At 72.8% G+C, this 24,462-nt stretch carries 25 protein-coding genes and 2 pseudogenes; 10 read left to right on the top strand and 17 right to left on the bottom strand.

Annotated elements, in window-relative coordinates:
- Positions 1-88: 88 nt before the first annotated feature.
- The 4 genes from AC07FK_RS10350 to AC07FK_RS10335 all read left to right on the top strand — a co-directional run bounded on the left by AC07FK_RS10350 (position 89) and on the right by AC07FK_RS10335 (position 2,953).
- Positions 89-1,351, top strand: a complete 1,263-nt coding sequence (locus AC07FK_RS10350) for an MFS transporter (RefSeq protein WP_479104310.1) — start codon at positions 89-91, stop codon at positions 1,349-1,351.
- A 188-nt stretch (positions 1,352-1,539) separates the two neighbouring features.
- The gene (locus AC07FK_RS10345; RefSeq protein ID WP_479104309.1) at positions 1,540-1,764 is read left to right on the top strand and encodes an SCO4225 family membrane protein; all 225 of its coding nucleotides are present in this window, start codon (positions 1,540-1,542) and stop codon (positions 1,762-1,764) included.
- Between the two features lie 33 nt (positions 1,765-1,797).
- Complete coding sequence (locus tag AC07FK_RS10340) at positions 1,798-2,547, top strand: maleylpyruvate isomerase family mycothiol-dependent enzyme (protein WP_479104308.1); 750 nt, start codon at positions 1,798-1,800, stop codon at positions 2,545-2,547.
- 133 nt (positions 2,548-2,680) lie between these two features.
- The gene (locus AC07FK_RS10335) at positions 2,681-2,953 is read left to right on the top strand and encodes a DUF6332 family protein (RefSeq protein WP_479104307.1); all 273 of its coding nucleotides are present in this window, start codon (positions 2,681-2,683) and stop codon (positions 2,951-2,953) included.
- Here AC07FK_RS10335 and AC07FK_RS10330 read toward each other — a convergent pair.
- Both AC07FK_RS10330 and AC07FK_RS10325 read right to left on the bottom strand, forming a co-directional pair.
- Positions 2,914-3,144 (bottom strand): annotated as a pseudogene (locus AC07FK_RS10330) (response regulator transcription factor); the annotation flags it as partial. The gene AC07FK_RS10335 and the pseudogene AC07FK_RS10330 sit on opposite strands and share 40 nt — an antisense overlap.
- Positions 3,145-3,211: 67 nt before the next feature.
- Entirely contained in the window at positions 3,212-3,937 is a 726-nt protein-coding gene (locus AC07FK_RS10325) for a TetR/AcrR family transcriptional regulator (protein ID WP_479104305.1), read from the bottom strand.
- Between the two features lie 126 nt (positions 3,938-4,063).
- Between AC07FK_RS10325 and AC07FK_RS10320 the strand changes: the two genes are divergently transcribed.
- The gene (locus tag AC07FK_RS10320; RefSeq protein ID WP_479104304.1) at positions 4,064-4,513 is read left to right on the top strand and encodes a nitroreductase family deazaflavin-dependent oxidoreductase; all 450 of its coding nucleotides are present in this window, start codon (positions 4,064-4,066) and stop codon (positions 4,511-4,513) included.
- Between the two features lie 92 nt (positions 4,514-4,605).
- Here the strand turns inward: AC07FK_RS10320 and AC07FK_RS10315 are convergent, their stop codons facing one another.
- A complete protein-coding gene (locus tag AC07FK_RS10315) occupies positions 4,606-5,820 on the bottom strand; it encodes a geranylgeranyl reductase family protein (RefSeq protein WP_479104303.1) in 1,215 nt (404 codons plus the stop codon).
- 162 nt (positions 5,821-5,982) lie between these two features.
- Here AC07FK_RS10315 and AC07FK_RS10310 point away from each other — a divergent pair, with 162 nt between their 5' ends.
- Both AC07FK_RS10310 and AC07FK_RS10305 read left to right on the top strand, forming a co-directional pair.
- Entirely contained in the window at positions 5,983-7,347 is a 1,365-nt protein-coding gene (locus AC07FK_RS10310) for a M20/M25/M40 family metallo-hydrolase (RefSeq protein WP_479104301.1), read from the top strand.
- Between the two features lie 93 nt (positions 7,348-7,440).
- On the top strand, positions 7,441-8,154 hold the full coding sequence (locus AC07FK_RS10305) for an MBL fold metallo-hydrolase (protein ID WP_479104300.1): 714 nt from the start codon (positions 7,441-7,443) through the stop codon (positions 8,152-8,154).
- On the opposite strand, the gene AC07FK_RS10300 is transcribed toward AC07FK_RS10305, so the two are convergent.
- Complete coding sequence (locus tag AC07FK_RS10300) at positions 8,113-9,150, bottom strand: NUDIX hydrolase (RefSeq protein WP_479104298.1); 1,038 nt, start codon at positions 9,148-9,150, stop codon at positions 8,113-8,115. The two genes, AC07FK_RS10305 and AC07FK_RS10300, sit on opposite strands and share 42 nt — an antisense overlap.
- Positions 9,151-9,412: 262 nt before the next feature.
- Between AC07FK_RS10300 and AC07FK_RS10295 the strand changes: the two genes are divergently transcribed.
- Positions 9,413-9,601: a hypothetical protein gene (locus AC07FK_RS10295; RefSeq protein ID WP_479104297.1), complete on the top strand. Its 189-nt coding sequence runs from the start codon at positions 9,413-9,415 to the stop codon at positions 9,599-9,601.
- A gap of 107 nt (positions 9,602-9,708) precedes the next feature.
- Here AC07FK_RS10295 and AC07FK_RS10290 read toward each other — a convergent pair whose 3' ends face one another.
- Together AC07FK_RS10290 and AC07FK_RS10285 are read right to left on the bottom strand one after the other, a co-directional pair.
- Positions 9,709-10,227, bottom strand: coding sequence for a tetratricopeptide repeat protein (locus AC07FK_RS10290; RefSeq protein WP_479104295.1), 519 nt, complete (start codon positions 10,225-10,227; stop codon positions 9,709-9,711).
- Positions 10,228-10,301: 74 nt separating this feature from the next.
- Positions 10,302-11,258 (bottom strand): ROK family protein, encoded by a 957-nt coding sequence (locus AC07FK_RS10285; RefSeq protein ID WP_479104294.1) that lies wholly within the window; start codon positions 11,256-11,258, stop codon positions 10,302-10,304.
- Between the two features lie 192 nt (positions 11,259-11,450).
- Here AC07FK_RS10285 and AC07FK_RS10280 point away from each other — a divergent pair, with 192 nt between their 5' ends.
- Positions 11,451-12,440 carry a LacI family DNA-binding transcriptional regulator gene (locus tag AC07FK_RS10280; protein ID WP_479104949.1) on the top strand — a complete coding sequence of 330 codons (990 nt, stop codon included), beginning with the start codon at positions 11,451-11,453 and terminating at the stop codon, positions 12,438-12,440.
- Between the two features lie 66 nt (positions 12,441-12,506).
- Here the strand turns inward: AC07FK_RS10280 and AC07FK_RS10275 are convergent, their stop codons facing one another.
- The 6 genes from AC07FK_RS10275 to AC07FK_RS10250 all read right to left on the bottom strand — a co-directional run bounded on the left by AC07FK_RS10275 (position 12,507) and on the right by AC07FK_RS10250 (position 19,023).
- Entirely contained in the window at positions 12,507-14,318 is a 1,812-nt protein-coding gene (locus AC07FK_RS10275; protein WP_479104292.1) for a serine/threonine-protein kinase, read from the bottom strand.
- A gap of 83 nt (positions 14,319-14,401) precedes the next feature.
- Complete coding sequence (locus tag AC07FK_RS10270) at positions 14,402-15,691, bottom strand: DUF6986 family protein (protein WP_479104290.1); 1,290 nt, start codon at positions 15,689-15,691, stop codon at positions 14,402-14,404.
- 163 nt (positions 15,692-15,854) lie between these two features.
- Positions 15,855-16,817 carry an electron transfer flavoprotein subunit alpha/FixB family protein gene (locus AC07FK_RS10265; RefSeq protein WP_479104288.1) on the bottom strand — a complete coding sequence of 321 codons (963 nt, stop codon included), beginning with the start codon at positions 16,815-16,817 and terminating at the stop codon, positions 15,855-15,857.
- Positions 16,818-16,878: 61 nt separating this feature from the next.
- Positions 16,879-17,664 carry an electron transfer flavoprotein subunit beta/FixA family protein gene (locus tag AC07FK_RS10260; protein ID WP_479104287.1) on the bottom strand — a complete coding sequence of 262 codons (786 nt, stop codon included), beginning with the start codon at positions 17,662-17,664 and terminating at the stop codon, positions 16,879-16,881.
- A gap of 201 nt (positions 17,665-17,865) precedes the next feature.
- The gene (locus tag AC07FK_RS10255) at positions 17,866-18,405 is read right to left on the bottom strand and encodes a flavin reductase family protein (protein ID WP_479104285.1); all 540 of its coding nucleotides are present in this window, start codon (positions 18,403-18,405) and stop codon (positions 17,866-17,868) included.
- 204 nt (positions 18,406-18,609) lie between these two features.
- Positions 18,610-19,023, bottom strand: a complete 414-nt coding sequence (locus AC07FK_RS10250) for a TlpA family protein disulfide reductase (RefSeq protein ID WP_479104283.1) — start codon at positions 19,021-19,023, stop codon at positions 18,610-18,612.
- A 153-nt stretch (positions 19,024-19,176) separates the two neighbouring features.
- Between AC07FK_RS10250 and AC07FK_RS10245 the strand changes: the two genes are divergently transcribed.
- Positions 19,177-19,899: a lysophospholipid acyltransferase family protein gene (locus AC07FK_RS10245; RefSeq protein WP_479104281.1), complete on the top strand. Its 723-nt coding sequence runs from the start codon at positions 19,177-19,179 to the stop codon at positions 19,897-19,899.
- A gap of 8 nt (positions 19,900-19,907) precedes the next feature.
- Here AC07FK_RS10245 and AC07FK_RS10240 read toward each other — a convergent pair whose 3' ends face one another.
- The 5 genes and pseudogenes from AC07FK_RS10240 to AC07FK_RS10220 form a co-directional block, all read right to left on the bottom strand.
- Entirely contained in the window at positions 19,908-20,507 is a 600-nt protein-coding gene (locus AC07FK_RS10240) for a transglutaminase domain-containing protein (RefSeq protein ID WP_479104279.1), read from the bottom strand.
- 75 nt (positions 20,508-20,582) lie between these two features.
- Complete coding sequence (locus tag AC07FK_RS10235) at positions 20,583-21,668, bottom strand: threonine aldolase family protein (protein WP_479104948.1); 1,086 nt, start codon at positions 21,666-21,668, stop codon at positions 20,583-20,585.
- A complete protein-coding gene (locus AC07FK_RS10230; protein ID WP_479104277.1) occupies positions 21,665-22,426 on the bottom strand; it encodes an SDR family NAD(P)-dependent oxidoreductase in 762 nt (253 codons plus the stop codon). Before AC07FK_RS10230 ends, AC07FK_RS10235 begins: the two co-directional genes overlap by 4 nt.
- A gap of 26 nt (positions 22,427-22,452) precedes the next feature.
- On the bottom strand, positions 22,453-23,850 hold the full coding sequence (locus AC07FK_RS10225) for a DUF6421 family protein (RefSeq protein WP_479104275.1): 1,398 nt from the start codon (positions 23,848-23,850) through the stop codon (positions 22,453-22,455).
- Positions 23,847-24,179: pseudogene (locus AC07FK_RS10220) on the bottom strand (alpha/beta hydrolase fold domain-containing protein); the annotation flags it as partial. The pseudogene AC07FK_RS10220 and the gene AC07FK_RS10225, both read right to left, overlap by 4 nt.
- Between the last annotated feature and the right edge of the window lie 283 nt (positions 24,180-24,462).

The following is a 24,462-nucleotide window of genomic DNA, read 5'->3' as shown; positions in this document are numbered from 1 at the left end:
TGAAGATCGTCCGGGCCCGGCTCCGGTGGCCCGCGGCGGCCGGCCACCTGGGTTGTCCGGATCGGGGGGCCGCCCCTATGCTGAGTTTGTGCCGAGCCTAAACAAACTACGGACGGCCGAACGGGGAAGCGAGGGCGGAAACACCGCCGCAGCCTCCCTGTCCCGCCTCCGCACCGCCCTGACCGTGTTCTTCGCCCTCGACGGCTTCCTCTTCGCCGGCTGGGTGGTCCGCATCCCCGCCGTCAAGGAGCAGACCGGGGCCTCCGCGAGCGACCTCGGCCTCGCCCTGCTCGGCGTCTCCGGGGGCGCGGTCGTGACGATGATGCTCACCGGGCGGCTGTGCCGGCGCTTCGGCAGCCACCCCGTGACAGTTGCCTGCGGCGTACTGCTGTCGCTGAGCATCGCGCTGCCCGCGCAGACGTACTCGACGCTCGCGCTCGGTCTCGTACTGCTGGTGTTCGGCGCCGCGTACGGCGGCATCAACGTCGCGATGAACAGCGCCGCGGTGGATCTCGTCGGATCCCTGCGGCGTCCTGTCATGCCGAGTTTCCACGCCGCCTTCAGCCTCGGCGCGATGACGGGGGCCGGTCTCGGCGGCCTGGTCGCGGGGCAGTTGTCCGCGCCCTCGCATCTCCTGGCGCTCACCGGCGTCGGGCTCCTCGTCACCGCCGCTGCCGCGCCCACTCTGCTGCGCCACCCCGCGCCCGGGCCGGCGCGTTCCCCGGAGCGTGCACCCGAACGTTCCCGGGAGCGCCTGCAGGACGCACCCGGGAACGTCCCGAAGCCGCTCCGGGGAACAGCCCGTAAAGCCGTCGCGCTCTTCGGTGTGATCGCCCTGTGCACGGCGTACGGCGAAGGGGCGCTCGCCGAGTGGGGCACCCTTCACCTCCAGGAGGACCTCCACGCCCACCCGGGCGTCGCCGCTGCCGGGTACTCCCTCTTCGCACTGGCCATGGCCGTGGGCCGGCTCAGCGGCACCACCCTGCTCGAACGGCTCGGTCAGACCCGCACTCTCGTCACGGGCGGGGCGCTCGCCGCCGTCGGCATGCTGCTGGGCGCGCTCGCACCCGTCGCCTGGCTCGCGCTCGTCGGCTTCGCCGTGACGGGGCTGGGCCTCGCGAACATCTTCCCCGTGGCGGTCGCGAGGGCGGGCGCGATCGCCGGCCCGAGCGGCGTCGCGGCGGCGTCCACCCTCGGCTACGGCGGCATGCTCGTCGGGCCGCCCGTGATCGGCTTCCTCGCCGACTGGTTCTCGCTTCCGGTCGCACTGACGACGGTGGCAGTGCTCGCCGCAGCCGCCGCCCTGCTCGGGTACGCGGCCCGCGACGCGTCGGCGCACCGGCACGGCTGAGCAGGCGTACTCAGATGCGCCCGACCCCCCTGGGCGCACCCGGGGGACCACCCGGACGGAGCGACCACCATGACCGCTCGACGCCTGCCCACCGTCGCACTCCTGACGTTCCGCAACCCCGCCTCGCCGGCCTGCCTCGGGCTGGTCGCGGCCACCGCGCTGTTCGTCACCGTCGATACGCTCTTTTCGTGGCTCACGAGGACGCCTCGTTCGCCGGGGTCTCACTGCTTCTCGTGAGCGCGCCGACGCTCGTCGCCTTCTTCCTCGGCGGCGACGTTCTCGGGGCAGATGTGATCGGTTCCGACGTGTTCTTCTCCACCGCCCTGCCGCTCCCGGTGCTCATCCAGTCGTTCGCGCTCGGGTGGATCCTCCGGCTTCTCCGCCGCGCCTCGGCCCGTCCGCAGGGCGCGTGATCGCCGGCGCGGGCCGTTGTCACAATCTCCCGTATGGACACAGCCGAATTCATCGAATCGCTCGCCACCGAGGGCCAGTTGCTGGCCGCCGCCGCCGAGAAGGCGGGACCGGACGCCGACGTGCCGACCTGCCCGGACTGGCAGGTCCGCGACCTCCTGCGGCACACCGGCGTGGTCCACCGGTGGGCCACGGCGTTCGTCACGGCGGGGCGTACGACGTTCCACCCCGAGGAGAGCGAACCGGACCTGGACGGTGACGCGCTGCTCGCGTGGTTCCGCGACGGCCACGCCTCACTGGTGGCCGCACTGCGGGCCGCCCCCGAGGACCTGGAGTGCTGGACCTTCCTGCCCGCGCCGTCGCCCCTCGCCTTCTGGGCCCGGCGGCAGGCGCACGAGACGGCGGTCCACCGGGTGGACGCCGAGTCGGCGCTGGGCGCGCGACTGGCCCCACTGTCGAGCGAGTTCTCCGCGGACGGCATAGACGAGTTGCTGCGCGGCTTCCACGCCCGGGACCGCAGCCGGGTGCGCACCGCTGAGCCGCGGCTCCTGCGCGTACGGCCGACCGACTCGGCGGACGTGTGGACGGTCGGCCTCGGCGACGGGCCGCCACGCACGGAGCGGACGACGCGGGACGACGCCGACGGCGCCGCCGACTGCGAGGTGAGCGGCACCGCCGAGGCGCTCTACCTGACGCTGTGGAACCGGCTGCCGCTGTCCGCGATCACGGTGTCCGGTGACGAGGCCATCGCCCGCCTGTGGCGGGAGAAGTCGCACATCGTCTGAACGGCGCGCTCGTCGCGACGCGGACCGCGGCACCGCTGCGGCAAAGGCGCGGCGGAGCGGGCCGGCGCGCGAACGTGTGCGGCCGTCGGGTGTCCCTTGCCCTCCGGCCGCGCTCGCTGTGAGACTGGGCCGCATGGGCACGAGGACGCCGGCGCAGCGGGACGCGATGACGATCGAGATCGGTTACGCCGTGCTGAGCGCGGCGGTCCTCGCCGCCGTCACCTTCGCCGCCGTCACCGCGCCGTGGCTGCTCACTGCCCCGGGGCCCGGCCGGGCCGTGCTCCTGGCCGGCGGCGTGGCGGCCGCGATCGTCTTCGTCGTACGGGTGGTGCACGTGCTGTGGGGCTATCGCGGCGCGCCCGGCACTCAGCCGAGCCAGCCGGGGCGCACGAGTCCCGACTCGTAGGCCCGTACGGCCGGTTGCGCCCGGTCGCGGGCACCGAGCCTGCCCCTGGTGCGGCCGACGTGGGTGCGGCCGACGTGCGTCTTCGCGGTGAGCGGGCTGACCACCGGACGGCGGGCGATCTCCTCGTCGGACAGGCCGATGCCCGCCCGCGCCATCACCTCCCGCTCGCGGTCCATCAGTTCCGCCAGGGCCGTTCAGCACCTCGTCGCCGAGGCCCTCGCGGTACCTGGACCCCCCCGGCCACCGGCGCCGGCCGGGTCAGGACCCGGAGCCGGCGGGTGCGGCGCCGGTGCCGGCGATCAGACCCACGGCGTTCGCAAGGGTGGCGGCGGAGTGCGTGAAGAAGGCGTCGCGGTCCTCGACGATCCGGTTGAACTGGCCGAAGACCTCGAAGGAGACGAGGCCGAAGAGCTGCGACCAGGCGGCGACGAGGGCGGCGACGACCGGCGGCGGCAGGTCGGGCGCCACCTCGGCGGCGAGCCGCCGGGCCTCGGCGCCCAGGGCCGCGTGGAGGGGCGGCACGGCGACACCGCTGTCCCGGTGGGCGTCGCGGACGACGGAGACGAGAGCCAGTCCGACCCGGGAGGCGGGGCCGACCGTCGTCATCGGGGCGGTGTAGCCGGGGACGGGCGAGCCGTAGATCAGGGCGTACTCGTGCGGGTGCGCGAGCGCCCAGCGCCGTACGGCATGGCAGACGGCGGTCCAGCGGGCGGTGTGGGCGGCGCGGGCGGGCTGCTCCGCCAGGGCGGCCTCGGCGGCTGCGCCGACGGCGTCGTACGCGTCGACGATCAAGGCGGTCAGGAGGTCGTCGCGGCTCGGGAAGTAGCGGTAGAGGGCGGAGGACACCATGCCGAGTTCGCGGGCGACGGCACGCAGGGAGAGCTTGGCGGCGCCCTCGGCCGCGAGTTGTCTGCGGGCCTCTTCCTTGATGGCGGCCGTGACTTCGGCCCGGGCTCGCTCTCTGGCTCCGCGCGTGGTGCTCATGGGAGAACAGTGTGCCATGAGTGAGATCAGTGCCCCACAACAAGAGCAGTGCTCTTGCTCTGGATCGCCGATCACGTGCACACTGCTCTCAAGCGTGAGCAGCGCTCACAAAACAAGAGGGAAGCCATGTCCGCACACGTGCGGAAGCCCGGCTGGTTCACGGTAAAGATCCTCAACCGCACCGTCGCCTGGCTCACGCGCCGCGGCCTGAGCGTCCGAGGCGCAAAAGAACTGGCGGTGCGCGGCCGCAAGAGCGGCGAATGGCGTCGCACCCCGGTCAATCCGCTGGTCGTCGACGGAGCGACGTACCTCGTGGCGGCCCGCGGGCACGTCCAGTGGACGCACAACATGCGCGCCGCCGGCGGCGGTGAACTCCACCTCGGCAAGAAGGCCGAAACGTTCACGGCCACCGAGGTCCACGACGACGAGAAGCCCGAACTGCTCCGCGCCTACCTCGAGCGCTGGAAGGCGGAGGTCGGCGTGTTCTTCGGCGGCGTGGGCCCGGAGTCCTCCGCCGAGGAGCTGCGCCGCATCTCCCCCGACCACCCCATCTTCCGCATCACCGTGCGGCCCTGACCGGGAAGCACAGGCCGCTCCCCGGCAGTCGGCGCGGTCGCCGCAGCGTCTGCTGCCGCCACCCACGCCGCCCTTGCGCCGCCCCGCGCCCCCTACGCCTTGTCCAGCGCGCTCAGCGCGCGCTGGACGACCGGGCGCGTCCGTACGATCTCGCCCAGGGTCGTCGACCCGCGCGTGATGCCGGCGAACATCTTCCAGGCGGGCCGGAATCCGGTTATGGCGGCGTGCAGCAGCCCCGGCCGCCGCTCGAACAGCGCCAGCATCCGCCGTCCGACGCCCATCTCCACCCCGAGGCCGGCCTTGATGGCGAAGGCGTAGTTCAGCGCCTGCCGGCGGGCGTCCACGGCATCCTGCGCCTCAGCGATCCGCACCGCCCACTCCCCCGCGAGCCGCCCGGACCGCAGCGCGAAGGAGATCCCCTCGCGGGTCCACGGCTCCAGCAGCCCCGCCGCGTCCCCGCACACCAGCACCCGGCCGCGCGACAGCGGCGAGTCGTCGCTGCGGCAGCGCGTCAGGTGCCCCGAGGAGACCGCCGGCTCGAAACCGGCCAGCCCCAGCCGGGCGATGAAGTCCTCCAGGTACCGCTTGGTGGCCGCTCCGTCGCCGCGCGCCGAGATGACCCCGACCGTCAGCGTCCCGCCCTTGGGGAACACCCAGCCGTAACTGCCGGGAAGCGGCCCCCAGTCGATGAGCACCCGCCCCGCCCAGTCCTCGGCGACCGTCTCCGGCACCGGGATCTCGGCTTCCAGGCCGAGATCCACCTGGTCGAGCTTCACCCCGACGTGTGCCCCTATCCGGCTCGCGCTGCCGTCCGCGCCGACGACCGCCCGCGCCAGCACCGTCTCGCCGCCGGCCAGGACGACGGCGACCGTGCGCCGGTCCGGCACGGCCGCGCCGTGCTGCTCGACGCGCGCCACCGTCGCTCCGGTACGGACCTCGGCACCAGCCTTCTGCGCCTCCGCGACCAGCGCGGCGTCGAACTCCGGCCGGTTGATGAGCCCGAAGAGCATCGTCTTCGACCGGCGTGTCCGCGAGAGCTTCCCGCCCAGCGAGAACGTCACGGCGTGCACCCGGTCCTTGAACGGCAGTTCGAAACCGGGCGGCAGCGCGTCGCGCGAAGGCCCGATGATGCCTCCGCCGCAGGTCTTGTAGCGGGGGAGCTCCGCCTTCTCCAGGAGGAGTACGCGCCGTCCCGCGACCGCCGCCGCGTATGCCGCCGACGCCCCGGCGGGCCCGGCACCGACCACGACCACGTCCCACACCGGCTCGTCGCGCTCACGTCCGGCGTCTGCGTTCTCGCTGCTCACGATGTGCTTCTGCTCCTGATCCGCCCGGTGATCCGTACTGCTGAGGCATCCTACGGCGCAGGAGCCGCCGATCTCGCTGTGGGAGGATCGGGCGGTGCTTGTCGGCCACCCCGTACGAACACATACACGCACTACAACGTCGCACTCACGAGGAGCGTGCCCATGACCGCCGAACCGATAGCAGAGACCATCGCCTCGCTGATGCCCCGCGCGCGGACGGAGCTCGCGGAGCTGGTGGCCTTCCGGTCGGTGGCGGACCCCGCTCAGTTCCCCAGGAGCGAGTGCGAGGCGGCCGCCGCCTGGTGCGCCGACACGCTGCGTGCCGAGGGCTTCCAGGACGTCGCGCTGCTCGACACCCCCGACGGCAGCCAGTCGGTGTACGGATTCCTGCCCGGCCCGGCGGGCGCGCCGACCGTGCTGCTGTACGCGCACTACGACGTGCAGCCGCCGCTCGACGAGTCCGCGTGGGTCTCGCCGCCCTTCGAGCTGACCGAGCGCGACGGCCGCTGGTACGGGCGCGGCGCCGCCGACTGCAAGGGCGGCTTCATCATGCACCTGCTCGCGCTGCGCGCCCTCAAGGAGAACGGCGGCGTACCGGTCTCGGTGAAGGTGATCCTGGAGGGGTCGGAGGAGCAGGGCACGGGCGGTCTGGAGCAGTACGCCGAGGCGCACCCCGAGCTGCTCGCCGCCGACACGATCGTCATCGGCGACACCGGGAACTTCCGCGTCGGTCTGCCGACGGTCACCGCGACGCTGCGCGGCATGACCATGCTCCGCGTGCAGGTGGACACTCTCGAAGGCAACCTGCACTCGGGCCAGTTCGGCGGCGCGGCCCCCGACGCCCTCGCCGCGCTCATCCAGCTGCTGGCCTCGCTGCGGGGCGAGGACGGGACGACGACCGTGGACGGGCTGACCGCCGACTCCGCGTGGGACGGTCTGGAGTACCCCGAGGAGGAGTTCCGCAAGGACGCGCGGGTCCTCGACGGGGTCGGCCTGATCGGCGGCGGCTCGGTCGCCGACCGCATCTGGGCGCGCCCCGCCGTCACCGTCATCGGCATCGACTGCCCGCCGGTGGTCGGCGCGACGCCGTCCCTCCAGGCGAGCGCGCGGGCACAGATCAGCCTGCGCGTGCCGCCGGGCCAGGATGCGGCAGAGGCGACGAAGCTGCTCACGGCGCACCTGCTGGCGCACACGCCGTGGGGCGCGCGGGTCGCGGTGGAGCAGGTGGGCCAGGGCCAGCCGTTCAAGGCGGACGTGACCAGCCCCGCGTACACCTCGATGGCGCGGGCGATGCGCGTGGCGTACCCGGGCGAGGAGATGCAGACGTCCGGGATGGGCGGCTCGATCCCGCTGTGCAACACGCTCGCAGCGCTCTACCCGAAGGCCGAGATCCTGCTCGTCGGACTGAGCGAGCCGGAGGCGCAGATCCACGCGGTGAACGAGAGCGTCTCGCCGCAGGAGCTGGAGCGGATGTCCGTCGCCGAGGCGCTGTTCCTCGTCAACTACGCACGTTCGAAGCAGGGTTGACGGCCGCGGCGCTCAGGGGGTTCAGCGCTCGGCGGACATCGCCGACAGCGTAGATCCGTGCGGCGGGCGGCCGGCCCGTCGTACGTTCGCCGCATGGATCTCGTCGAAGTAGTCCCCGACCGGCTGCACATGTTCCGCTTCCGCGTCGGCCAGGCGTACCTCTGGCGCGACGGCGCCGAGCTGACTCTCGTCGACGCGGGCGACAAGGACGCCGCGGCCGACGTCGAGGAGGCGATACGGAGCCTGGGGCTGCGCCCGCGGGACATCCGCCGGATCGTCCTCACCCACTGCCACCGGGACCACGTCGGCGCCGCCGGCGAGCTGGCCGACCGGTACGGCGCCGAGGTGATCGCGCACCGGCTGGACGCCCCGGTGATCCGCGGCGAGCAGCCGGTGCCGGAGCCCGTGCTGCTGGATTGGGAACGTCCGCTGTACGCCCATGGGCTGACGGTTCCGCCGGCCCCGGCCACCCGGGTGGACCGGGAGGCCGAGGACGGCGACCTGCTCGGGTTCGGCGACGGCGCGCGGGTCGTCCACGCTCCCGGTCACACGGACGGGAGCATCGGCGTGCACCTGCCGCGGCACGGGGTGCTGTTCACGGGCGACTGCGTGGCGGGCGTCGGCCAGGTCATGCTCGGCGTCTTCAACACGGACCGAGACCGGGCCCTGGCGTCCTTCCGCCGCCTGGCGGCGCTCGCTCCCGCCGTCGCCTGCTTCGGCCACGGAGACCCCCTGACCGAGGACACGGCCGCCGTTCTGCGGGCATCAGCCGACCGGGACTCCGGCCTCCAGATTGAGCACGGCTGACCTCTCCCGGGCCCGCAGCGCCCAGCGCAGCCGCGCGTAGCGGATCGGCGGCAGCAGCCCGCCGGCCTCCTCCTCGGTGACGAAGCGCCAGCCGCGCAGTTCCGAGCCGGGCAGGACCAGCCGGCCGGCCGCCGCACTGTCGAGCCTGCCGCCGTCGAAGATCAGGCGCAGGCCGCCGTACGCGGGCGGCCTCGGCGGCTCCCAGTCGACGACCAGCAGCCTCGGCACATCCGCGAGTTCTATCCCGACCTCCTCCTCGACCTCGCGCATACCGGCGCGCGCGGGCGCCTCCCCGCGCTCCACGATCCCGCCCGGGAACTCCCAGCCCGGCTTGTAAGTGGGATCCACGAGCAGCACCCGGTCCGCCTCGTCGAAGAGCAGGACGCCCGCGGCGACGGTCTCGGCCGTCGGCTCGGGCGTCTGCACGATCTCGCAGCTCCCCGCGGCCCCGGTCCGTACCGCCTCGGCGATCCGTACGGCCGTCTCGGCGGGCGTCAGCGCGCTGGTGTCGACGACATGCGCGTCGGCGGCCAGCCAGGAGAGCGCGGCGCGGTACGGCTCGATGTGCTCGTACGACCACTGCCGTACGCGCTCGCTGCCCTCGGGGTCGTCGGGCAGCTCCTCGCGGGCGGCGATCCGTCCGCGGAGGATCGTTTCGTCTGCCGAGAGCAGTACGTGGCGGACGGGAATGCGGCGCGCGGCGAATCCGCCGAATATCTCGTCGCGGTACTCCTGGCGCAGGAGTGTCATCGGCACCACCAGCATGCCGCCCACTTCCGCCAGCAGCGCGGCCGCGGTGTCCACGACCAGCCGGCGCCAGATGGGGAGGTCCTGGTAGTCGGTGACCTCCGCCAGCCGCTTCTGCGGCAGTAGGTGTCGCAGTCCCCCGCCGATCAGTTCGGGGTCGTAGAAGGTGCTGTTCGGGATCAGATCGATCAGTTCGCGCGCGGCGCTGGTCTTGCCCGCACTGAACGCACCGTTGATCCAGACGATCACGGTTCCCCCTCTTCCGTCGCCCCCTGTGGCCTGCCCGCGACACCGTGCCACGGAAACCCGGGGTCACCGCATGGTGCCCGCGACCGTTTGGGCACACAACCGTGCCCTTGCTGTTGCATGCCAGGGGCAACGGTCCGGGGCACCGGCGGCGTCGAACAGGGAGAGGGCGCCCCGCCGGGACGCGGGACCGTGACGCACGCGCGCGGAGTCTCGTTGGGGCAACTGGAGCAGGAGTTCGGCAGACATGGGAGCGGGGTGCGCGATGAGTCGCACGGTGTTGGAACAGTTCCCGGCCGGCGGCCCCCGGGGCAGCTGGCCGGCCGAGGAATTCGCCCTGGCCCGGCGGGCGGAGGGGTGCCCGGCTGAGGTCGTGATGGACCTGGAGGCGGACGCCTTCCTGGTGGTCGTGGCACAGCGCGCGACGGAAGCGGGCACGCAGGGGCGGGGCTAGAGGGCCGCGGCGGCGGAACACCGGTCGGCGCGGCCGAGACAGTCCGGCCGAGACGGCCGGGGGCCGCGGCGGCACAGTCGGGCGGGGACGGCCGGGAGCGGCGGCGGTCAGGCCTGCGGCGCCCGCTCCGTGGCGTCGAGGTCGTCGGCGTACTGCTCGATAGCCCGGCGGTAGCTCCGCACGCGCGGGTCGGCGCTCGTGGCCGTCAGGGCCCTGAGCAGCGTCCGTACGGCTTCGCGGCCCTGGCCGGTGTTGTAGAGGGCCATGGCCAGGAAGGACTTCAGAGCCGGATCTCCGGGGAACTCCGCCAGGCCGAGGCGCAGCGTGCGCAGGGCCTGTTCGTACTCGCCCAGCACGCGGTAGGTGCTGCCGAGGCCGAGGAAGACGCCGTGGCGGTCCTCGGCGGGCAGGCCGGGGACGCCCAGCGCCCGTTCGTAGAACGGGACGGCCTCGCGCTCCAGGCCGAGCACGTCGTGCGCCCACGCGGTCTGGTACGCGATCCCGGCGTCCCGGGGGAACCGCTCGGCCAGCGCCACCAGCAGGACGCGGGCCTCGTCCGCCCGGCCCTCCTCGCGCAGCCCTACCGCCCGCGCCAGGCTCGCGTCCCGCTCGTGATCACCGTTCACGGGGCCACGCTCGCACGGCGCAGGCGCCCCCTGCAAGGCCCGGCCGTCCCCGCTCCGGCGGGCCAGACGCGCGGTCAGCCGACGTACGCCGCCTCGCCCGGCTTCCCGCCGAGCACTGCGGCGGCCGCCGCGCCGACCAGTCCCGCGTCCGTTCCCGTCAGGGCCGGGGCGACGCGCAGGCGCTGTACGAACGAGAGGGCCGCGTACTCGCGCAGTGCGCGGCGCAACGGTGCGAACAGCACGTCGCCCGCTCCCGCCACTCCCCCGCCGACCACCGCGATGTCGATCTCGACGAGCGTCGCGGTGGCGGCGATGCCGGCGGCGAGGGCCTGGGCGGCCCGCCCGTACGACGCCAGGGCGACGGGGTCGCCGGCGCGGGCGGACGCCGCCACCGCGGCGGCGGTGGCGTCCCCGTCGGGCCCCGGGCGCCAGCCCTGTTCGAGCGCCCGGCGCGCGATGTTGGGGCCGCTGGCGATGCGTTCGACGCAGCCGCGCGATCCGCAGGGGCACAGGTCGCCGTCGAGGTCGACACTGATGTGGCCGATGTGGCCCGCGTTGCCCGTCGGGCCCGGGTGCAGCCGGCCGTCCAGGACGAGGCCGCCGCCGACGCCGGTGGACACCACCAGGCACAGCGCGTTGTCGTGCCCGCGCGCCGCGCCCTGCCAGTGTTCGGCGGCCGTCATCGCCACCCCGTCGCCGACCAGCGTGACCGGCCGGCCGCCCGCCGCCCGGTACACCCGCTCGACCAGGGGGAAGTCCCGCCAGCCGGGAACGTTGACCGGGCTGACGGTGCCGGCCGATGCGTCCACGGGCCCCGCGCTGCCCACGCCGACGGCCGTGGCGTGCTCCCACAGCGGGGACGCGGTCAGCTGGTCCAGGACGCTCGAGACGGCACGCATCACGCTCTCGCCGTCCTCCTGGGCGGGGGTCGGCCGCTGCGCGCGCGACAGGATCCGGCCGCCGCCGTCCACGAGCGCGCCGGCGATCTTGGTGCCGCCGATGTCGAGAGCGGCGACGAGGTCGGTGTGCATCGGTGTCGGATCTCCAGGCGCGGCGGGGGTGTGGCAGGTCAGAGCCAGTCTCCAGCCAGGTGACAACGTTGTCCAGGGCCTATGCTCGACGCCACACCCTCACTCACCGACCGCACCCGACTACGAAGAGGACATCACACTGTGGCCGAGACCGAAAGCCGCTCCGAGCTCCGTTACGGCAACCGGCCGACCATGAAGGACGTCGCCGCCCGCGCCGGTGTCGGCCTCAAGACGGTCTCGCGTGTGGTGAACGGCGAACCGGGCGTGACGCCCGACACCGAGAGGCGCGTGCACGAGGCGATCGAGGCGCTCGGCTTCCGCCGCAACGACAGCGCCCGCGTTCTGCGCAAGGGCCGCACCGCCAGCATCGGCCTGGTCCTCGAAGACCTCGCGGACCCCTTCTACGGGCCGCTGAACCGCGCCGTCGAAGAGGTGGCCCGGGCCCACGGCGCCCTGCTCATCAACGGATCGAGCGCCGAGGACCCCGCGCGCGAGCAGGAGCTGGTGCTCGCGCTCTGCGCCCGGCGCGTCGACGGGCTGATCGTGATCCCGGCCGGGGACGACCACCGCTACCTGGAACCGGAGATCGCGGCGGGCGTGGCCACCGTGTTCGTGGACCGTCCCGCCGGGAGGATCGACGCGGACGTGGTGCTCTCCGACAGCTTCGGCGGCGCGCGCGAGGGCGTGGCCCACCTGATCGCGCACGGCCATCGCCGTATCGGCTTCATCGGCGACCAGCCGCGCATCCACACGGCGGCCGAGCGCCTGCGCGGCTACTACGCCGCGATGGAGGACGCCGGGCTGGCGACCGACGACGCGTGGGTGTCGCTCGGCAGCACGGCCCCCGACCGCGTGCGGGACGCGGTGACGGCGATGCTGGACGGCCCGGAGCCCGTCACCGCCGTCTTCGCCGGCAACAACCGGGTGACGGTGACGGTGGTACGGGTCCTCGCCGGACGGGAGCACCCCGTCGCCCTGGTCGGGTTCGACGACATCGAACTCGCCGACCTGCTCCGGCCCGGCCTCACCGTCGTCGCACAGGACGCCGCCCTGCTGGGCCGCACCGCGGCCGACCGCCTGTTCCGCCGCCTCGACGGCGCGAACGACGCACCGGCGCGCGTGGAACTGCCGACCCGCCTGATCGTGCGCGGGTCGGGCGAGATCCCGCCGTGGACGCGCTGAGGCGGTGGACCGAGGACGTCGGACGGGGGGCGGGCACTCGGGTCGGGCGGCCGAGGGCCCGCAGACTCAGCACACCGGCAGCCCCGGGACGGGTGCGTCGTTGGCGCCGCCCTTGATGTAGACGTCGCTGACGAACACCCCGGCGTTGCCGCTGTCGTCGTCGGTCTTGGCCCACCAGACATTCGTCCACTGGCCGTCGGTCTCCCTGCGGCCGAGATTCTGCTGGCAGTAGAAGTAGTTGGTGCCCGCGTTCAGCACGCCGGCCTCGGCCCCGGCCGCCGTGTACGACTTCGCGGTCTTCCAGACCGTGCAGTTGTACTTGCCGCCGCCGATGCCGTGGCAGACGGGCTCCGGGTCGGGTGCGCCGCTGCCGCCGTTCGCAGCCGTCGAGCCGCTGCCGGACGCGCCCGATGCCGAGCCGTCCGGGTCGCCGTCACCGCCGGTGCCCGTCGAGCCGTCGGAGGAGCCGGTCGCACCGGAGGCGCCTTCGTCGGAGTCCCCGCCGGTGGAGTCCTTGCCGTCGGGCCCCTCCGCGCCGGCGTCCTTGTCGCCGTCCGCCGGCGGCTTCGCGTCCGGTCGCGCGCTCTTGTCGGCGGCCTGCCCGGTGGGCTGCGTTCCGGCCGGCTTCTTCGTGGTGGACGGCTCGCCCGCCACCGGGATGCCGTCGAGACTGCGCGCCGCCTCGCTTGCCCCCGCCTCCTGCGCCCGCGCGCCGGTCGTCTGCCCTGTGCCGCCGGTGAGGACGTACGTCGCCCCGCCGCCGGCCAGCAGGACCGCCGCGACGCCGGCCGCCACCAGCGCCGCCCGGCCGCGCCCCGCCCGGCGTTCCGGGCCAGCGGGGCCGGACGCGGCAGCCTGCGCGGCGACCGCTACGGGCTCGCCGGGCTGTGCGGGATGCGCGGGCGGCACCGGCTGGGCGGGCGGCGGGCCGGGCGTCGCGGGGCCGAAACCCTCCGGCCGGTGCGGCAGCACGTCGCGGACCGTCTCCTCGCGCGGCAGCCCCGCGCCCCGGACACCGCCCGAAAGGGCCGTCGTGTCCTCACCGGCGGCCACGGCGGCGAGCAGCCGGGCGGCCTGCCGGGCGTCGGGGCGGCGCGCCGGGTCCTTGTCCATCAGCTGCTGGAGTACGGGCCCGAGCGGCCCGGAGCGACGCGGCTCGGGCAGCGGATCCACGACGATCGCGGTCAGCGTCGACCAGGTCGACGTACGGCGGAACGGAGAACCGCCCTCCACCGCGGCGTACAGCGTCGCGCCGAGCGCCCAGACGTCGGACGCGGGCCCCGGTTCCTGCCCCTGGGCGCGCTCGGGGGCCAAGTAGTCGAGGGAACCGACCAGTTCGCCGCTGCGGGTGAGGTGCGTCGCCGAACCGTCGCCCGGGTCGTCCATCGCGGCGATTCCGAAGTCGGTCAGCACGACCCGGCCGCTGGTGCGGTCCAGCAGCACGTTCCCCGGCTTCACGTCGCGGTGCAGCACCCCCGCCTGGTGGGCGGCGGCCAGTGCTTCAAGCACCTTGGCGCCGATGGACGCGGCCTCGCGCGGGTTCAGGAGTCCCCGCTCGGTCAGGACGTCGTCCAGGGAGGGCCCGTCGACGAGTTCCATGACGATGACCGGGCGGCCGTCGTGCTCGGCGACGTCGTGGACGGCGATGACTCCGGGGTGGCGCACACGGGCCGCGGCCCGCGCCTCCCGCTGCATCCGGATGCGGAGGCCGTCGAGTTCGGGCGCCGACGAGTCGTTGTACGTCCGCAGTTCCTTGACCGCGACCTCGCGGCCCAGCACCTCGTCGACGGCCCGCCACACGACGCCCATGCCGCCGCGCCCGAGCTGCTCGACCACTCTGTAGCGGCCGGCCAACCGCTCGTTCTCCCCCGTAGCCACCGCTGCCCCGTTCCTGTGTTCCGACTGAGATCGGCTACAGCGTACGGGGCGGCGGCGACGGCGACGGACGGCGTCCGGGGCTGTTACTTGGCCGTTGCCGTGAGGTCTCCCCGGCGCGGCGAGGCGAAACCGTCGAGGTCCGCGCGGGTGAGTCCGGTGAGCCGGGCGACCTCGGCGGTGTCCAGGGCCCCGCAGTCGATGCCGCGCAGCAGGTAGCCGCTCAGCGCCTTGGCGGTGGCGGGCTCGTCCATCACGTCGCCGCCCGCGTGGTTGACGTACGCGGCGAGGCGCGCGGCGGCCTGCTCGTAGCCCTCGCGGTAGAAGGCGAAGACGGCCGCGTAGCGGGTCGGGATGTGGGCCGGGTGCATGTCCCAGCCCTGGTAGTAGGCGCGGGCCAGGGCGCGGCGGGTGAGGCCGTAGTGGAGGCGCCAGGCCTCGTGGACGTGCTCGGTGGTGCCGACCGGCAGGACGTTGGTGGAGCCGTCGGAGACGCGTACGCCGGTGCCGGCCGCCGCGACCTGCATGATCGCCTTGGCGTGGTCGGCGGCCGGGTGGTCGCTGGCCTGGTAGGCGGCGCTGACGCCGAGGCAGGCGCTGTAGTCGAACGTGCCGTAGTGCAGACCGGTGGCCCGGCCCTCGGCGGCGTCGATCATCCGGGCGACGGCGGCGGTGCCGTCGGCGGCGAGGATGGACTGGCTGGTCTCGATCTGGATCTCGAACCCGATGCGGCCGGCGTCCAGGCCCCGCGCCTTCTCGAACTCCTCTGCCAGGCGCACCATCGCGGTGACCTGCTCCGGGTACGTGACCTTGGGGAGCGTCAGGACGAGGCCGTCGGGGAGGCCGCCGGCCTCCATCAGGCCGGTGAGGAAGATGTCGAGCGTGCGGATGCCGCGGTCGCGCACGGCCGCCTCCATGCACTTCATCCGGATGCCCATGTACGGGGCGGCCGTGCCGTTCGTGTACGCCTCGCCGATCAGCCGGGCGGCGCGGGCGGCGTCCGCGTCCTCGTCGGCGCCGCTGTACCCGTCCTCGAAGTCGACGCGCAGGTCCTCGACGGGCTCGCGCTCCAGCTTGGCCCGTACGCGGTCGTACACCGGCCCGGCGAGGTCGTCGGACAGGCCGAGCACGGCGGCGAAGGAGGCCGCGTCCGGGGCGTGCTCGTCGAGCGCGGCGAGAGCCTGGTCCCCCCAGGAGCGGATCGTGTCGGCGGCGAAGACGTCACCGGGCACGTAGACGGTGTGGACGGGCTGGCGGGTGCCGGGGTCTCCCGGGTAACGGCGGGCCAGCTCCTCGTCGACCGGTACGAGGGAGGCGCTGATGCCCTCGCTGACCGCGCCCGCGAGGCTCGTCGCCACCTTCTCCTGCTGACCCATGACCAACCCTCCAGTTTTCCGCTGCGCGGAAGCAACAATCCGCATGGTGAAGTTAACGGCCGGTCGTGACCTGCGTCAATGGTCTCCCGAAAGCGGCCGGGGCCGCGCGGTGAAGACCACCGCGCGGCCCCGGGCGCACTGTCGCTCACTGCTGCCGACCAGGTCAGCCCTTGCGGGCGTTGACCTCTTCGGTCAGCTGCGGGACGACCTCGAAGAGGTCGCCGACCACGCCGTAGTCGACGAGGTCGAAGATCGGAGCCTCGGCGTCCTTGTTGATGGCGACGATGGTCTTCGACGTCTGCATGCCGGCCCGGTGCTGGATCGCGCCGGAGATGCCGGACGCGATGTAGAGCTGCGGGGAGACCGACTTGCCGGTCTGGCCGACCTGGTTGGAGTGCGGGTACCAGCCGGCGTCCACGGCGGCGCGCGAGGCGCCCACGGCGGCGCCGAGCGAGTCGGCGAGGGACTCGATGACGTGGAAGTTGTCGGCGCCGTTGACGCCGCGGCCGCCGGAGACCACGATCGCGGCCTCGGTCAGCTCGGGGCGGCCGGTGGACTCGCGCGGGGTGCGCGAGACGACCTTGGTGCCGGTCGCGGTCTCACCGAAGGAGACGGTGAGCGCCTCGACGGCGCCCGCGGCCGGGGCGGCCTCGACCGGCGCCGAGTTCGGCTTGACGGTGATGACCGGCGTGCCCTTGGAGACGCGGGACTTGGTGGTGTACGAGGCGGCGAACACGGCCTGCGTGGCCACCGGGCCCTCGTCCCCGGCCTCGAGGTCGACAGCGTCCGTGATGATGCCGGAGCCGATACGGACCGCGAGGCGGGCCGCGATCTCCTTGGCCTCGGCGGAGGACGGTACGAGGACGGCGACCGGGGACACCGCGTCGTACGCGGCCTGGAGCGCGTCCACCTTCGGTACGACGAGGTAGTCGGCGAACTCGGGGGCGTCGGCGGTGAGGACCTTGACGGCGCCGTGCTCGGCCAGCGTCGCGGCGGTGGCCTCCGCGCCCTTGCCGAGCGCGACCGCGACCGGCTCGCCGATGCGGCGGGCGAGGGTCAGCAGCTCGAGGGTGGGCTTGCGGACGGCGCCGTCCACGTGGTCGACGTAGACGAGAACTTCAGCCATGGGACTTCAATCTCCTGCGAGTGCGAAGAATTCGGGGGGCGTGTGAGGGGCCGCGCGGGGCCTAGATGAACTTCTGGCCCGCGAGGAACTCGGCCAGCTGCTTGCCGCCCTCGCCCTCGTCCTTGACGATCGTGCCCGCGGTGCGCGCCGGGCGCTCGGTGGCCGACTCGACCTTGGTCCAGGAGCCCTCGAGGCCGACCTCGTCGGCGTCGATCTCCAGCTCCTCCAGGTCCAGGGACTCCACCGGCTTCTTCTTGGCGGCCATGATGCCCTTGAAGGACGGGTAGCGGGCCTCGCCCGACTGGTCCGTCACGGAGACGACGGCCGGCAGCGCGGCCTCGAGCTGCTCGCTCGCGGCGTCGCCGTCACGGCGGCCCTTGACCGTCCCGTCCTCGACGGAGACCTCGGAGAGCAGCGTGACCTGCGGGACGCCCAGGCGCTCGGCCAGGATCGCCGGGAGGACGCCCATGGTGCCGTCGGTCGACGCCATGCCGCAGATGACCAGGTCGTAACCGGTCTTCTCGATGGCCTTGGCGAGCACCAGAGAGGTGCCCATGACGTCGGTGCCGTGCAGGTCGTCGTCCTCGACGTGGACGGCCTTGTCGGCGCCCATGGACAGCGCCTTGCGCAGGGCGTCCTTGGCGTCCTCGGGGCCGACGGTCAGCACGGTGATCTCCGCGTCGTCGGCCTCGTCGGCGATCTGCAGCGCCTGCTCGACGGCGTACTCGTCGAGCTCCGACAGCAGGCCGTCGACGTCGTCGCGGTCGACGGTCAGGTCATCGGCGAAGTGCCGGTCGCCGGTGGCGTCGGGCACGTACTTCACACAGACAACGATCCTCAAGCTCACGCCGGCTCTCCTACTGCATCGTCTATTTCTTGACTGCCTCGTTGCAGGCAGCATAGGCGCCTGAAGGGGCGGATCCCGGTCGGGGCCAACCCCGCTCCGACTGGAATATTACTCGTCAGTACATCCAGAGCGTTCCCCGTAAGCAAGCGCTTTGAACTGTGACCTTGCCAACGCTGAGTAATCGGCGGCCACGGGGAACTCTCAGTCCCTGAGCGCGTTGAAGCGACCCTGGTGGTACAGCAGCGGCCGGCCGGCTCCCGTCGGGTCTCCGGCGACGACCTGGCCGAGCACGATCCGATGATCCCCCGCGGGGACGCGAGCCACCACACGGCACACCAGCCACGCCAGCACTCCGTCCAGTACGGGCACTCCCTCGGGCCCCGTACGCCACCGGGTCGGCGGCGCGAAACGGTCGGCGCCGCTGCGGGCGAAGGTGGCGGCCAGCTCCCGCTGGTCCTCGGCGAGTATGTGGACGCCGACGCATTCGGCCTCGGCCAGCACCGGCCAGCTGGACGAGCCGGCGCCCACACCGAAGGAGATCATCGGCGGATCGGCGGACACGGAGCTGAGCGAGGTGGCGGTGAAACCGACCGGGCGCTCACCCCGAGCCGTGATCACGGCGACGCCCGCGGCGTGCTGCCGGAAGACCGACCGCAGCAGCTCGGGAGAGCCCGCGAGAGGCTGGAGCAGGGTCCCGGACCGCTTCTGGCGCGGTACGGCGAGGTCGGGAGAAACCGTCATGGGGATGTCCTTCGTGTCCTTCTGCGGGGGGTGCGTGCGGGCCCGTGCATGCTCAGACACCGGGACAGCGCGCGCTCGCGGTGCGGGCCAGGTCCACGTGGACCCGCTTGTGAAGGAGGAGTTCTGACGGCACGCGGTCAGACTGGCGACCCGTAACCGGTGCGGTCAAGCCGGATCCGCGGGATGGGACCGGCGTCACGGCGCTCATACGGCGCGCCCGAGCGCGGCGATGACGTCGGCCCGGCGCGGCTGCCCGGCGGCCCGGCGCACGATCCTGCCGCCCGCGTCGAGCACGAGCACGGTGGGGGTGGCGAGGATGCCGAGCTCGCGTACGAGATCGAGCCGCGCCTCGGCGTCGATCTCCACATGGGCGACGCCCTCGACCATGTCCGCCACCTCGGCCAGCGTCCTGCGGGTGGCGCGGCAGGGCTGGCAGAACGCGCTGGAGAACTGCACGAGCGTCGCCCGCGCTCCCGTCTCCGCCCCCAGTTCGGCCGCGCTCAGCCGTTTACCGCCGTCGTGCCCCGGCACCTGCCGCCTCCTGTCCGCCGCCGTTCTCTCCTGCTCTTTTTCCCACACCTTCCCTGCAGCGTTCACCACAGAGCGACGATTCCTCATGTTTCCGTACGTGACGAGAATCTCGCGCATGAACGCCGTCAGGACTGGCTACTCGGCCGCTCATGGGGCACGATCTGCCCAACGCGACTAAACCTACGGCCGCGTAACCTCGCGGGGAGAGCCCTCCCCGGGAACAGAAGGGTCCCCCCTGACATGGCAGAACTCGTCTATCGACCGGTCATCGGTGCCGCTCTCACCCTGTTCAAGGCGCTGGACCTGAAGATCGACACGCAGGGTTCTGAGAACATCCCCCGTACCGGCGGCGCGGTGCTGGTGAGCAACCACATCAGCTACCTGGACTTCATCTTCTCGGGCCTCGGCGCGTTGCCGCAGAAGCGTCTCGTGCGCTTCATGGCGAAGGACTCGGTCTTCCGCCACAAGGTCTCCGGTCCGCTGATGCGCGGCATGAAGCACATCCCGGTGGACCGCAAGCGCGGCGAGGCGGCGTACGCGCACGCCCTCGACTCGCTGCGCTCCGGCGAGATCATCGGCGTCTTCCCGGAGGCGACGATCTCCGAGTCGTTCACGCTCAAGAGCTTCAAGTCGGGTGCAGCGCGCATGGCCCAGGAGGCCGGCGTCCCGCTGATCCCGATGGCGCTGTGGGGCACCCAGCGGATCTGGACCAAGGGCCGGCCGCGCAACTTCGGCCGCAACCACTTCCCGGTGACGATACGGGTCGGCCAGCCGATGGAAGCGCCCACGGACGAGTTCGCGGGCGCCATCACGCGCCGGCTGCGCGGCCGCGTGCAGGAGCTGCTCGAAGCCGCCCAGCGCGCATACCCCGTACGCCCGAAGAACGCCGAGGACACCTGGTGGGTCCCGGCCCACCTCGGCGGTTCGGCGCCCACGCCCGCGCAGGTGCGCGAGGCCGGCTGACCGGGCGGTCAGAGGGCGGTCGGGAGAGTCCGCCAGAGGTACGGCCGGTCCGGGGCGGCCCGCAGGGCGCCCAGGACCGCCGGGTGCGGCGCGGCGTACAGCAGTGGGTAGTCCACTTCGCCGAGCTCCGGGCGGGCCGTGAAGGCCAGCCGTTCGCCGTCCACGGAGAACCGCGCGTCCACGCCGGGCTTGTTGCCCCGGGGGTCCTGGCGCAGCCAGTCGGCGCGCCCGGGGAGCCGGACCGCGACGAGGCCGTGGATCACGGGACGGGAGCCGTCGTCGTCCGTGAGCCGCTGGTAGCACAGGGCGGTCGGGATGCCTTCCGCACGCAGCAGTGCGGCCAGCGCGTGGGCCTTGGCACAGCAGATGCCGGTGCGCAGCGCGAGCACGTCCGAGGCGCGCCACGTGACACGCGCGTCGCCCGCGTCCTGTGAGTGCGGGATGGTGTCGCGCACGAATGCGTACGCCGCCTCGGCGTATGCGTATGCACTGGACGCCTGGGCGCGCAGCCGGGCGGCCGCCTCCCGCACCCGTGGGTGCTCGTGGTCGATGGCGTCGTCGGCCGCCAAGTAGGCGGAAATCTCCGGGTGTTCCTGGATCAGCTCCATAGGGCCAGAGCGTAGATATGCGGCCGACCGGAAGTCAATGACTTTCCGGTCGGCCGCATATCTATGCGTCGGGCTCTACCTGGCCATCTCTTCCTTGAGCGCCTGCACGAAGCCGTCCACGTCGTCCTCCGTGGTGTCGTAGGAGCACATCCAGCGGACGTCCCCCGCGGCCTCGTTCCAGAAGTAGAAGCGGTAGTGCTTCTGCAGCCGCTCGCTGACGTCGTTGGGCAGGCGCGCGAAGACGGCGTTGGCCTGGACCGGGTAGAGGATCTCCACGCCGTCCACCTGGCGTACGCCGTCGGCCAGGCGCTGCGCCATGGAGTTGGCGTGGCGGGCGTTGCGCAGCCACAGGTCGCGCGCGAGCAGCGCCTCCAGCTGCACGGACACGAAGCGCATCTTGGAGGCGAGCTGCATCGACAGCTTGCGCAGGTGCTTCATGGCGCGCACCGCGTCCGGGTTGAGGACGACGATCGCCTCGCCGAACAGCATGCCGTTCTTCGTCCCGCCGAAGGACATGATGTCCACGCCCACGGCGTTGGTGAAGGTCCGCATCGGTACGTCGAGCGAGGCCGCCGCGTTGGATATCCGGGCCCCGTCGAGGTGCACCTTCATCCCGTGGGCGTGTGCGTGCTCGCAGATCGCGCGGATCTCGGCGGGCGTGTAGACCGTGCCCAGCTCGGTGTTCTGGGTGATCGAGACGACCTGCGGCATCGCGCGGTGCTCGTCCTCCCAGCCGTACGCCTGCCGGTCGATGAGCTCGGGCGTGAGCTTGCCGTCCGGCGTCGGCACGGTCAGCAGCTTCAGGCCGCCCATCCGCTCCGGGGCGCCGCCCTCGTCCACGTTGATGTGCGCGGACTCGGCGGCGATGACCGCGCCCCAGCGGTCGGTGACCGCCTGGAGGGCGACCACGTTGGCGCCGGTGCCGTTGAAGACGGGGAACGCCTCGGCCGCCCCGCCGAAGTGGCTGCGGATGATCCGCTGGAGGTTCTGGGTGTAGTCGTCCTCGCCGTACGCGACCTGGTGGCCGCCGTTGGCGAGCGCCACGGCGGCGAGCACCTCGGGGTGCGCGCCCGCGTAGTTGTCGCTGGCGAAGCCGCGCACCCGCGGGTCGTGGTGCCGGCGTGCGTCGGTCTTCGCCGCGTGCGTCGGATCCGGGTTCACGGCTTGGGAGTCAGCCACAGACGCTGTCCATTCACTTCACTGGCGGGCTGGTCCCAGACCCCGGCAATGGCCTCGGCCAGTTCCTTGACGTCCGTGAAGCCCGCGAACTTCGCGTTCGGGCGCTCGGCGCGCATCGCGTCGTGCACCAGTGCCTTGACCACCAGGATCGCAGCCGCCGTACGGGGGCCCTCCTCGCCCCCCGCCTTGCGGAAGGCGTCGGCGAGCGCCAGGGTCCACGCCTCGGCGGCGGCCTTGGAGGCGGAGTACGCGGCATTCCCGGCGGTGGGCTGCGACGCGCCCGCAGCGCTGATCAGCAGGTAACGGCCGCGGTCGCTGCGCAGGAGCGGCGCCTGGAAGGCGAGGGAGGTGTGCTGGACGGTGCGGATCAGCAGCTTCTCCAGCAGGTCCCAGTCCGCGAGGTCCGTCTCGGCGAAGGTCGCGCTGCCGCGCCAGCCGCCGACGAGGTGGACCATGCCGTCGATGCGGCCGAATTCCTTCTCGGTCTTGTCCGCCCACTCACGGGTGGCGTCGAGGTCGAGCAGGTCCACGGTGTCGCCCGTGACGGTGGCGCCCCCGTGGGCGTACCGGGCGGCGTCGACCGCCTCGGCCAGACGCGCCGGATCGGCGTCGGAGCCGACCACGATCGCGCCCGCCTCGGCCAGCCGGAGCAGCGTGGCGCGGCCGGCCGGCCCGCCCGCTCCGGCCACCGCGACCACAGCGCCTTCCAGCGGTCCCCCGTTGCCGTTGCTGTTGGTCATGGTCGTCGCCTCCTGGTCGCGATGGCTCACGCGGCCACCCGCTCGGCATTCGTCGCGGTGATCCCCTTGGTGGAGGCGATCACGTTCTTGAGCTTCTTGGAAAGGGCCTCATAGAACATGCTCAGCGGAAACTCGTCCGGAAGCACATCGTCCACGAGCTTGCGCGGCGGCAGCGACAGGTCCAGGGCGTCCGGGCCCTTGGCCCAGCGCGATCCGGGGTGCGGGGCGAGGTACGCCGACACCAGGTCGTAGGCGGCGAACCAGTGGACCAGCTTCGGGCGGTCGATGCCGGCCCGGTAGAGGTCCTCGATCTCGGCGCAGAGCTGGTTGGTGACGTGGGGGGCGCGCTCCCAGTCGATCTTCAGCGTGTTGTCGGTCCAGCGCACCACGTCGTGCTTGTGCAGGTACGCGAAGAGCAGCTGGCCGCCGAGACCGTCGTAGTTGCGGTTGCGGTCACCGCTGACCGGGAAGCGGAACATGCGGTCGAACAGCACGGCGTACTGGACGTCACGGCCGTGCGTGTTGCCCTCGGCCTCCAGCTTCACGGCCTCCTTGAAGGCGGTGAGGTCGCAGCGCAGCTCCTCCAGGCCGTACATCCAGAACGGCTGGCGCTGCTTGATCATGAACGGGTCGAACGGCAGGTCGCCGTGGCTGTGGGTGCGGTCGTGGACCATGTCCCACAGGACGAACGCGTCCTGGCAGCGCTGCTGGTCGGAGACCATCGCGCGGATGTCCTCCGGCAGCTCGAGGCCGAGGATGTCGACGGACGCCTCGGTGACGCGGCGGAAGCGGGCCGCCTCGCGGTCGCAGAAGATGCCGCCCCAGGTGAAGCGCTCGGGGGCCTCGCGCACCGCGATCGTCTCGGGGAAGAGCACGGCGGAGTGGGTGTCGTACCCGGGCGTGAAGTCCTCGAAGGTGATGCCGAGGAACAGCGGGTTGTCGTAGCGCGAGCGCTCCAGATCCGACAGCCACTCGGGCCACACCATGCGCAGCACGACCGCTTCGAAGTTGCGGTCCGGGTTGCCGTTCTGCGTGTACATGGGGAAGACGACCAGGTGCTGGAGGCCGTCCGCGCGCTGCTGGGCGGGCTGGAAGGCGAGCAGCGAGTCCAGGAAGTCTGGCACGACGAAGCCGCCGTCGGCCCACTTGCGCAGGTCGGCGACGAGAGCGCGGTGGTACGCCGCGTTGTGCGGCAGCAGCGGCGCGAGCTCCTCGACGGCGTTGATCACGCGGTCGACGGTCGCCTCCGCCGTGGCACGCGTCGGTGCGCCCTCGGCGTCGAAGTCGATGGAGCCGTCCGCCGACTGCCAGGGCCGGATCGCCTCCACGGCATTCTTGAGCTCGAGCCAGGCAGCGTGCTCGACCACGCGCCGGGCACCGGATATGCCGTCGGCGACTGTGTCCTGCACAAGAATTTCCGTCATGTCACTTCCTCCACGGGAGAACCTCGCGTCAAGGCACCGTATAGGTCTTCCGGTCTCCCATTCAAGCCCACCCTCAGTAAATTATCCTGCCAAGCCCCCTTGATCGCCGCCATTCTTCCTGCCTCGCGCCATACGGGCGATTGCTTCTGCCACACCATGCAGCGCGTCCCGGGCGTCATCGGGCCGCCGCGCTCCCTCGCCACGAGCGGGGCGACGGCCGCCAGGGTGCCGCCCGCGCCGCCCCCCGCCACGACCAGGGCCCGCGGGTCGCCGCCGAGCTTCCCGGCATGCCCGGCGGCCCACAGCAGGGCGGCGTACGCGTCGTCGAACCGCGGCGGGGAACGGGGACTCCGGAGCGAGCCGGTAGCCGGCGGAGACCACCACGGCCCCCGAGGCCCGGCACAGCTCGCGCACCGAGGCGTCGTGGCCGCCGAGGACCCAGCCGCCGCCGTGAAAGTAGACGACGGTCGGGCGCGGGCGGAGGCCGGAGGCCGGTAGATCCTCACCGGGATGTCCCCCCGCGCGCCCGGCGCCGTGGCGTCCGTCACCCGACCGCCCAGATCCGGTCGAAGCCCATCTCCTCGGCCAGCACCGCTCGACAGTGGGGTCGGC

The sequence above is a fragment of the Streptomyces sp. NPDC046122 genome, assembly GCF_056429965.1.
Note: the sequence above shows the minus strand (reverse complement) of the source record. Positions and strands in the feature narration are given on the sequence as shown.